Here is a 2,554-nt window from a genome sequence, read left to right on the forward strand (position 1 = left end):
TGGGAGCGCTCTACCTCCTGGTGAGCGCTCCCTTACAGAATTCACCATTGAACCCCTGTCTTCTGCCCTCAAAACTAAGGTGTTGATCGATAATCAGCAACCTGACTTACCTAATATCAATGACCTGTGTGGTTATCATCTTGGTTTCGAGACAGTTTCTGAAAAAGGTGAACGGGTGTCCCAACAACTGAATATGCTTTTTGTCCCTCAGGTCGAAGAATCAATGATTATAGAGGGAGATTATTTACGCGATCGCGCCTACGAAGAAGCTAAACCTAAAGTCGCTCATTTTAGCTTCGATACCAATAAACTAGAACTTTTGATGACCACCTACTATACCCGTGTGGTATCTGTTGATTCCATTACCCTGATTAATCCCAACTTAAGAATCCGCAAAATTATCAATTATCAGCGTCCTCCAGAAAGCGAACCCCTAGACAAGGTGGTGCTAGTAGGATTTGGCGTGGAACAAAAAGTTTGATAATTAGCGTAGCATTTCTCAATTGGTTGAAGGACTTTCGTTCTGGGTTAATGGGAGTAGGGAGTAGGCAGCAGGGAATAGGGAACAGGGAATAGGGAAAAGGGAATAGGGAACTTCGGATCAGGGAAAAAATCCTGTTTACCTGATTGTCAGCCATGCAAAGCGCGAGTGGGGTAAACCCCTGTGAGGCTACTGCATCACTACTATGATAACTGCTATCAATACTATATATATTTAACTATGTATAGGGAAATGTTATGTTTCCGTTGATACTAGTTCTGGTCTCCACACATAACTGTCACAAAAGTTTACAATTACTAATGTTGAAGGATTGGAGCCACGGTGTATAACTGAAGGTGTAAATCCGGGTAAAGGCTCTAATTTACTAGGTTTGCGTCAGCTAAAACACCACCCCCGCTGATCATTCAGCTGCTATAGGCAAACAAAATTGTTAACTTTTTTAAATTAAACTACACATAGCAGATGGAGCTTACTGAATTTATAGAACGTTCTATTGGACGTTGGCGATCGCAACGCAGCGGTCATCACTTAGCGTTTAGTCACTTTGAGGAAATACGCTCAACTATTGATATTGTTGCCCTTGAGGCTGATGACTCAGCTGTGATTGACATTTGCAAACTATACGATATTGATCCCACAACTGCCTTGCATCCCTTTCGCATGAGTTGGGAAGGTGAATCAGATTGGGATGAAGAGGACATCCAGTCTGGAAGTTGCGTTCTAGTCCCTATCCCCGATCTTGACAACCCCGATCGGGGAAAACTCCTCAGAGAGCAAGGCTATGCGGAGACAATTGCAGCAGTGGGCAACTATCACATTAGTGAAGATGGTACCTTCACTTTGTTAACGGAGTATGACCGAGCAGCTGCTGAAGAACGGATTTGGTTTGCCACACCAAATCTACGTTTTCGAGTTTCCCTGATTAAAACCAGTTCTGGTCAAGGGGTGACTACAGCTTCGTTTTCTTCAGAAATCCGTGACCTATCCCAATCGAGCTGAAAGTGACCCGGTTGAACCGTTAAGGTCATAATTGAGATTTTTTTTTATCTTTTTTAACCCTAGGTTTTAATTAGATTAATACAGGAATGCTGTCTAGTACTACCGATAAAAACACCAGTAACTTACTAACTCTAGCTAGTTGGATGGCTGGAGATTTTAGTAACCAAAAACAAGCGATTGATAATCCTCAGCTTTACGCTCACATTCATGTTTTCTTTCGCCCCTTACCCTTTGATTTCTTTTCGGGTATTGGTTTCTACTCTGAGCAAGTCTATGACTATGATCTATGGAGTCCCTACCGTCAGGGAGTCCATCGCCTGATTGATAAAGGTGATCATAGTTATATAGAAAATTACAGCCTTAAGGATCCAGTTCTTTATGCCGGGGCAGCGCGAGAGCTAGATATTCTCAAAACGATCACCCCTGATGCTATAGAACGTCGCTACAACTGTTCAATGATTTTCTGGCGAGAGGGTGACATGTTTCGTGGCAGTGTAGAACCTGGTTGCCAGTGTTTCATCCAACGTAATGGGCGTAAAACCTATCTGGTCAGTGATGTGGAATTGACTGAAACGACTTGGATAAGCCTAGATCAGGGTATGGATGTCAATACTCATGAGCACGTATGGGGATCAGCAGCTGGTCATTTACGATTTGAAAAACGGCAAAGTTTTGCTGAGGAATTACCTGATTTGTAGCGCGGATGTATATTGCCTAGTGATCAGCAATAACCAATTAGCTTATAACACAAAAACCAACAAACAAATACTAAGTAAATTAGGGTAGGTAAAGTAGTCTAGATTAGACGACTCAAAATAACCATTTTTTTTATGAAAGTGATTATTAGGTATGCCTAAAACCTAAAAACCTAAAACCTAAAACCTAAAACCTACAACCTAAAACCTAAAACCTAAAACCTAAAACCTAAAACCTACAACCTATAGGATTGCGTGTAGTAATTGTGAGGATTTTTGTTCCTACTCTCTACGCCCTTTGTTATCAAACCACTATCATAAAATATTAATTATCATTAGAGTTGAGGATGATTTGTGA

Annotated in this window: 3 protein-coding genes; all 3 read left to right on the forward strand. The window is 41.3% G+C overall.

Going from position 1 to position 2,554, the window contains the following annotated elements; translation table 11 throughout:
- Positions 1–481 (forward strand): phycobiliprotein lyase (locus tag F6K52_RS35185; protein WP_293089651.1); only part of this gene is annotated, 481 nt, incomplete at its 5' end.
- A gap of 483 nt (positions 482–964) precedes the next feature.
- Positions 965–1,501, forward strand: a complete 537-nt coding sequence (locus F6K52_RS35190) for a phycobiliprotein lyase (protein WP_293089653.1) — start codon at positions 965–967, stop codon at positions 1,499–1,501.
- 86 nt (positions 1,502–1,587) lie between these two features.
- Positions 1,588–2,199: a chromophore lyase CpcT/CpeT gene (locus F6K52_RS35195; RefSeq protein ID WP_293089656.1), complete on the forward strand. Its 612-nt coding sequence runs from the start codon at positions 1,588–1,590 to the stop codon at positions 2,197–2,199.
- Positions 2,200–2,554 lie beyond the last annotated feature (355 nt).

The sequence above is a fragment of the Moorena sp. SIO3H5 genome, from assembly GCF_010692395.1.
Classification (GTDB): domain Bacteria; phylum Cyanobacteriota; class Cyanobacteriia; order Cyanobacteriales; family Coleofasciculaceae; genus Moorena.

What these genes read in the sequence shown, in the direction of transcription:
- F6K52_RS35190 (WP_293089653.1), top strand. Translation starts at nt 965, where the DNA reads ATGGAGCTTACTGAATTTATAGAACGTTCTATTGGACGTTGGCGATCG.
- F6K52_RS35195 (WP_293089656.1), top strand. Translation starts at nt 1,588, where the DNA reads ATGCTGTCTAGTACTACCGATAAAAACACCAGTAACTTACTAACTCTA.